The sequence below is a fragment of the Agrobacterium bohemicum genome (genome assembly GCF_001562555.1).
GTDB classification, from domain to species: Bacteria; Pseudomonadota; Alphaproteobacteria; order Rhizobiales; family Rhizobiaceae; genus Agrobacterium; species Agrobacterium bohemicum.
The window spans coordinates 337,688-344,459 of record NZ_KQ961027.1; the positions used below are offsets into that span (position 1 = coordinate 337,688).

At 51.1% G+C, this 6,772-nt stretch carries 7 protein-coding genes; all 7 read left to right on the forward strand.

Annotation, left to right across the window (positions count from 1 at the left end; translation table 11 throughout):
* Window positions 1-122 precede the first annotated feature (122 nt).
* The 7 genes from tssI (at window position 123) to ATO67_RS22355 (ending at window position 6,716) form a co-directional block, all read left to right on the forward strand.
* Window positions 123-2,210, forward strand: a complete 2,088-nt coding sequence (gene tssI, locus ATO67_RS10740) for a type VI secretion system tip protein TssI/VgrG (RefSeq protein ID WP_082760231.1) — start codon at window positions 123-125, stop codon at window positions 2,208-2,210.
* A gap of 19 nt (window positions 2,211-2,229) precedes the next feature.
* Window positions 2,230-2,997, forward strand: coding sequence for a hypothetical protein (locus tag ATO67_RS10745; protein WP_067648224.1), 768 nt, complete (start codon window positions 2,230-2,232; stop codon window positions 2,995-2,997).
* Between the two features lie 584 nt (window positions 2,998-3,581).
* Window positions 3,582-3,971, forward strand: coding sequence for a PAAR domain-containing protein (locus ATO67_RS10755; RefSeq protein ID WP_067648229.1), 390 nt, complete (start codon window positions 3,582-3,584; stop codon window positions 3,969-3,971).
* 6 nt (window positions 3,972-3,977) lie between these two features.
* Window positions 3,978-5,204, forward strand: coding sequence for a hypothetical protein (locus ATO67_RS10760; RefSeq protein ID WP_067648233.1), 1,227 nt, complete (start codon window positions 3,978-3,980; stop codon window positions 5,202-5,204).
* Entirely contained in the window at window positions 5,204-5,767 is a 564-nt protein-coding gene (locus tag ATO67_RS10765; RefSeq protein WP_067648236.1) for a NucA/NucB deoxyribonuclease domain-containing protein, read from the forward strand. Before ATO67_RS10760 ends, ATO67_RS10765 begins: the two co-directional genes overlap by 1 nt.
* 2 nt (window positions 5,768-5,769) lie before the next feature.
* Window positions 5,770-6,258 (forward strand): competence protein ComJ, encoded by a 489-nt coding sequence (gene comJ, locus ATO67_RS10770; protein WP_067648239.1) that lies wholly within the window; start codon window positions 5,770-5,772, stop codon window positions 6,256-6,258.
* A 272-nt stretch (window positions 6,259-6,530) separates the two neighbouring features.
* Complete coding sequence (locus ATO67_RS22355) at window positions 6,531-6,716, forward strand: helix-turn-helix domain-containing protein (protein WP_082760232.1); 186 nt, start codon at window positions 6,531-6,533, stop codon at window positions 6,714-6,716.
* Window positions 6,717-6,772: the final 56 nt, after the last annotated feature.

Consider the following 6,772-nt stretch of genomic DNA (forward strand, 5'->3'; position numbering starts at 1 on the left):
GGACGCGTTCTCTACGATTGCGCAAATATACGCTTACGATCACTTTAATATATATATTCGTCGGACGTATCCATGATGATTGTCCCTCTTGGTACTTGTGAGTTGCAGAGCGGAGATAGCCCATGACCGACCAGCCATCGTCGTCTGATTTCATCCAGGCCAGCCGTGTTCTAAAGGTAAAGTCGCCACTGGGCGAAGACCAGTTGCTGCCGGAACGGATGGTCATCAACGAAGGTGTGTCGCAGCTGTTCGAGATACAGCTGAATGTCCGCGCTAAGAAGGAATCGGTGAAGCCGGAGGAACTGATCGGGCGTCTGATCGATGTCTCGGTGGAGGTGAACCAAGGCGATGGCGAGGATGGAAGCGGTGTCCGCCGTCCCTTCAACGGGCTTGTCACGGACCTGCATGAAGGGCCACCCATCACCCGTGGCCTACGCTCTTACGCCATGACCATCCGCCCGCAGATGTGGCTGCTGTCCCGCCGTTCCGATTGCCGCATCTGGATGGACAAGACATCGGTGGAGATCGCCGAAACGCTTTTTTCCGAACACGGCATTCCAGCCCCGGATACATCGGGAATCATCAAGACTCCGCCTGCGCAGCACTACAGCGTGCAGTTTAACGAACGGGACCTTGATTATCTTCGGCGTCGTTTTGAAGAGGATGGATTGTTCTACTGGTTCAGCCATGAGGACGGCTCTCACAAGCTGCATGTGGCCGATACCGCCAATGGATGGCTTGGACCATCGCCTTCCGCTCAGGGCGAAGGCAAAGTGAGATTGGCACAGGGTTCCTCAGACCGCAACCACATCAATGACTGGGCCCGTCGCTTTTCCTATGTGCCCGGCCAGCGCGCGGGTGCCGACTGGAATTTCGAGACACCCGGCATGGTGCCGGGCAATATGACGCCATCACTGGTCCAGATGCCGGACGCGACCAAGCGCGAGCTTTACGAATACCCGGCGCGCATCAAGACGGTGGAAGAAGCAGAGCGGGCCCAGAAACTCCGGGCACAGTCCATCGAGGCCGACCATGACCGGGTCTTCGGCGGATCGACATCCCGCATTCTGGAAGCCGGCCGTCGCTTCACGCCCTATGAGGTGGCTCATCCCGAACACGAATATGAAGAGCATGTGATCATCAAGGCAAGCCACACCATTGTGGATCGCTCCTATGAGACCAACAGCAACGAACCCGAATACCGCAATACCTTCGAGGCCATCCCTGCGAGAGTGCCGCTCACCCCACACCGCACCACAAAGCGCCCGAAGATCGAAGGCACGCAGGTCGCCATCGTCGCCGGTCCCGAAGGCGAAGAAATCCACCCGGATCAATATGGCCGCATCAAGCTATGGTTCCCGTGGGACCGCAAGGCTAAGAAAGATGGGACGGATACGTGCTGGGTGCGGGTCGCCCAAAACTGGGCAGGCTCCACTTGGGGCGGTCAGATCATCCCTCGCATTGGCATGGAAGTGATGGTCGCGTTTGTGGATGGTGACCCGGACCGACCGTTGGTGACTGGGGTAGTGCCAAATGCGAGGCAGAAAGTGCCTTACGAGCTTCCAGCTAATAAAACGCGAAGCGTCTTTAGGACCAACACGCACAAAGGGAACGGCTATAATGAGCTACGATTTGAAGACAAAACAAATGACGAGGAAATTTTTATCCATGCAGAAAAGAACTTCTCTTCAGTTACCAAAAATAACCACGTTTCTTATGTGCTGGGCGGTTTAAGTTCAATAGTAAGAAGAAATGCAAACTATAATTACCAGAATTCAAAAACTGAAACAGTGAGGGGAACGTTTACAGAAAGTATTGGATACGACAAAAATGAATCGCCATATTTGCCATTTTCATGGGCTCATCTTCAGCTAGATAGCGAGCCAAATTTTGACAATTCGACTGCGAGCAAACTTTCATATGTGCGCGGATCTTATATTCAGCACGCCGGAAGCAATATCCAGTTTTCGTCGGCCAATGATATTGGCTTTGTCTCTGAGAGACGATTTAAGTCGAAGAGTGTAAATTTTGATGTCCACGCTTCAAAAAAAATGTCCATCACCTCGGAGCAATTTACGATTATCGATAGCTTGGGGGATATTCGCATTGGTAATGAAAAATGTAAAATCATATTGAGAAAAAATGGAAGTATAGAAATAAGGGCGGACGGTAATATAACAATAAACGGAAGTAAAATAGAACTAAATTGAGGGGGTGTGAAAGTTGGATGTGAACGATTTTCTCTCATTTGATGGGGATGAACTGATCGATGGGTACAGTAAAAACACCGTATCATATCGTCCCCTCGATTTGTCAAAAGCTAACGAAAAGGCTCTAAAAGCAATTTACGATTTGTTTGTAAATTACTTTTCTAACAATGGGGTCGGTTTCAAGAAATCAGCATTCTACGGTTATGATATGCACGGCGTACTAGGTGCTTGGCATTATTGTTACGCGATTAATTTTATTGAAAAGTATGATCCAGAGCAAGCTGCAGCTTGTGACGAAGTGAATAAGAATTTTTTTTGGCAACCACCTTTAATTCATTATGACGTGGTCAAAGAATATTTTAAAGCGCCTTTTGAAGAGGGTGAAAACCCAGCTTTATGGAGTTATGGCCTTCTAAAAGAAAGTATGCGTCGTAACGGAGAGAAGCCCAAAGCTTTGGCTGGCATGTCTTTAGATGATTTGATCAAGGCGGCTGATGCTATAAGTGAACTAAGGGGATATGTCCAATTAGGTAATAGGACCACTAGTTACGCATCTACTGCTGCCGGTATTCTTGCGATCTTAGCAGCGAAAAAGGCGTTAGGAGTTGCAGGTGTAATATGGGGACAGACAGATAACTTATTGGGGATAATAGAAAAAGCCTTAGAAGAAGAAATTTTGCATCGAATTGACGCTAAACCAAATGACGACCTTGATGTAGTCTATTTTAGATCAAGAGCGCAAATGTTGGGACTGAAAAGCTTGAAACTTGAGTTAGGTGCGCGATGAGGCGATTTTGTAAATTCATTTGGTGTAATGCAATTAGAATATGCTGCATCTTTTTTATAATATATATTGCGGTGGCGGCAATTGATTTCGTAGTCACTATGTGGCGTGTGCATCAATGTCCTGCAACCGAGGACTTGAGTGCGCTCCCTCCTGCTTATATAAAGGTTCTAGATTTAGCAAAGAGTGATAATCCATCCGACATAGCTGCTGCCGCTGGGTTGCTATATGAAGACAAACTTGTGTCTGATGCCGACACTGAGTTGGGTTTTCGTAATTTGTGCTTAGCGGAAGATCTCAGACGAGTTGCTGCTAAGTTGGGAGACGAAAATTCTCGGCAATGGCTTATCAAATTTTATGGACAGAAGAATTTCCCTATTGTCGGGAAACAATCATACTTCAACCCTTGTGAAGCCGCCGCGTGGAGAACTTACAAATCTAACGAGAAGTTACCTGAGAAGGGATTTACTCTAACTAGGTATTTTTACAATAACTCCTGTGACATACCCAATATGTGGGATGGATCACAGAGGATTGTTTTTGAAGCTGCACTAAATTGTATAAATAAAAACAGAGCTTAGTGATCAATGCCCCAAGCACACCGCCGCGCTGACATAGGCTCCGGCCATTCCTGCCACTTCCCGCCAACTCTGGCCACCGGTGGAAGCCCCAACGTGTTCGTCAACAATAAACCGTTGATGCGCGTCGGTGACGCCTATGTGCCGCATGGCTGTCCGGTGTGCCCTGAACCTGTCCATGGCCGGAAGCTGGCTGCTGGCTCATCCACCGTCTTCATCAACGGCAAGCCAGCCGGTCGCATCGGCGATGCTATTGATTGCGGCGGGCAGGCGCAGACGGGTTCGGGCAATGTCTTCATTGGTGATGAGGGTGGTTCCGGCTCGGGTGCGGGTGGCGGGGGTGGGACGGAATGTCAGAAGAGCATGTCGTCTCAGTCGATGCCGATGGTGCGAGGATAGTTTTGTATGACACCTGATGCCGTTGATGAGACCCAGCTGTCTTCAGTCGCTCAGGCTTTGCTGAAAAGCGTTTCAGAACTTGTCTCCGATCCCGACCAGCGCGTTTATGTCGTCATGGATGGTTCGCAGTTTGATGATCTTCCCAAGCTGTTTAAAGCGGCCAATGTCTTTCACAGACCGCTCTATCGTTACGCAGGCGGTGACTATGCGATTATCGTCGGAGGACCATGGCTGATCGACCCGTATCAGGCCGCGCTGCCCGCAACGACTGACCAGAGGATGGTCGATGAAGGCGCAGACGACATTTCTGATGAAGAGCTCGAGGCCCATTCTGCCGCTCTCTCTGCGCAAATGGTTGCGTCTTTGGAGGCGGGTGATCCGACTGGCGGCGGAATGTTGCCTGTAGATGCGGGTCATGCCCCGGCTTTGGTCATCGAGCGGCTTCGGCACGTCGTCAAGCTAACCGATGGAAAGCCTGCTGCTGTTTTCTGGTCGGGTGCAAGCTCCTTGAGTTCCGAGCATCTCTATAAACATCTGCGAGGGCTTAACCGCATATCCGTGCCGAAGGTATGGAAGGATAACCAGCCTACACATGAGGGGCCACGCGTCCGGAACGAGGAAGAGTTCACCGCCGCAGGTGAGGATGCGCCGTTAGAAGATTTGACCAATGGTGGGCAAGAGATGGTTATCTTCAGACATGCGGACGCGAATGTCATGATGCAGACAATCCCGGCTCTGGATGAGGTTCAACTGGCGCGTCTGTTCGGCCCGGCGACACAGCTTATTTTCGCGCCCGATTTGGTCTGGGGCGGAGGCGTCAAAAGGGCGCGTCACGCGGCGAACATAAAGCCTCCTCTTGGCGCACTCCAGTTTGATCCTGCAGCGATGCAGGTCATGAGTGCCGCCAGGCTGGAAGTCTCCCGGCAGCGGGTCATGGCCTACCTGAGAGAAGCTGACCCTGAGAACAATAAACTTTCCGATGCAGATCTGCGCAAGAAGACATTGTTTTATGAGCTGGATGGCAAGGAAATGGGGCTGCGGTCAGAGGGAGCGCATGCACGCTGGGCATTTTTGATGTCATCGACTGATGGTCAGATAGGCCAGGAGCAGGATATCAGAAAAGCCGTGAAAACTTCGGCCGATCCGGATCAAACTCTGGCCGAAATCATGGATGGCATGGTGAGAATTGGCCAATCTGAAATTCAAGGCAAACGTATCTCGGGGAGCAGTTGATGGCTCTTCCTCTCGCTATACCGGTGGCCATTGGATTGGGTCGTCTTGCCATGCTCGGCTATCGTGCATATCAGGGCTACAGAACTGTTCGCACAGCTCAGGCAGTCACGGCAACTGCTGAGGCTGCTCTTGCGGCTGAACGCGCAAGAAAAGCGGCGCAATTGGCTCAGGCTGCCGCGATGGCTCAACAACTTGCCCAAACGAAGGCGCGAGAGGAGCCATGTGACGACTGCCCCTGCCACGGAATCGTTATCATATCGAGAGGCAAATATCCTGAGTCCGCGCAGCACATAGTGGATGCTCAGGCATCAGGAAAGCCGGCAACCTTGACAATAGACCGACCGAATGCTGCCATGCGCAGGGCAGCGGCAACGGGTGCGTTTCCCCGAGAGACTGGGAAGCAACCTGATGAATACCCTCCCGCAATGTTTCTGGAAGGCGGGGCTGGCGCAAGTGTGAGAAATGTGACCGCGGGTGACAATATGGGGGCAGGCGCTTCGATGGGCAACCAGCTTCGGAAGTATCGTGATGGCTGCAAAGCTACAATTACTGTTGGACCTTGAACATGGCAGAAATTTTTCCACTTTTTGTAAGCTACCAGCAACTGGCAGTTTTCAATCATAGTCTCGACAATCCTTTTAATGATTGGAAACCGCGTCACGTTTCCCAAGGGTTTTCCTGGCGCGCTGAAAGCGTCTCTTTCAGAGTGCCGGAAGGTGAGAACTACATTGTGGAGGTGCTCCAGGATTCGGAGGTATCGGCTTTGATTGGTGAGCCGTCACGCATCATCCTGACGCCGTTTCTGCGGATCAGAGACAATTCCGTTACTGTCGGCTCTATCACTGAAGAAAACAGCATTCTGATTGACGAGGCGGCGAAATATCAATTGTCTTTTGAATTGCTGCGTCGCGGAGTTTACGAGGAGAAAGAATTCGAACACGGCATTCGGCTAAGGTTCGTGAAAGAGGAGAATCCTATCTTTGAAATCCGCAAAGCAGATGACGAAATGGATGCGTCATCTGAATTGGAGTTGGTGGCTCAGCCAGCGGAATAGTGAACAGCGCCGAGAGCGACCGCACGGATTGCTACCGCCTGCCCACCATCGCGGTGATGGCGTAATACCCGTGTTTAAGGACGTCATTAGCGATGTGTCTTATACGCCCCCCTCTCTGCCTTCGACTCTTTGGCCTTCCCAAACGGCGATGAATTTGGATCTCTGGTGCGAACGGTAGGTATGCGATCAGGCATTTCGTTACGTGAAGATTTTGATGGAGATCATCTCCGGCGGCTTGCCCGGCAAACCAAGGATGCAGCCAGGTACAACGCCTGTTAGCGCTCGGGTTGATCTACGATGAAGGTTCGCGTTCAGATGCCGCCCGTCTTGGCAATGTCGCGCTCCAGATCATCAGGGATTGGGTCATGCGCTTTAACGAGCGCGGTCCCGAAGGCCTGATCAATGGCAAGACTCCCGGCCGACAATCGCGGTTGAACGGTAATCCCCCCGCAAACTAACCGGGTTTAAAAGTAGAATTTTCTCACAATGATTTTGGAGAAGATTCGGATGAAGA

Excerpts from the sequence above, each read along its gene's own strand:
- tssI (WP_082760231.1), top strand. The coding sequence starts at position 123 with ATGACCGACCAGCCATCGTCGTCTGATTTCATCCAGGCCAGCCGTGTT.
- ATO67_RS10755 (WP_067648229.1), top strand. The coding sequence starts at position 3,582 with ATGCCCCAAGCACACCGCCGCGCTGACATAGGCTCCGGCCATTCCTGC.
- ATO67_RS10760 (WP_067648233.1), top strand. The coding sequence starts at position 3,978 with ATGACACCTGATGCCGTTGATGAGACCCAGCTGTCTTCAGTCGCTCAG.
- ATO67_RS10765 (WP_067648236.1), top strand. The coding sequence starts at position 5,204 with ATGGCTCTTCCTCTCGCTATACCGGTGGCCATTGGATTGGGTCGTCTT.
- comJ (WP_067648239.1), top strand. The coding sequence starts at position 5,770 with ATGGCAGAAATTTTTCCACTTTTTGTAAGCTACCAGCAACTGGCAGTT.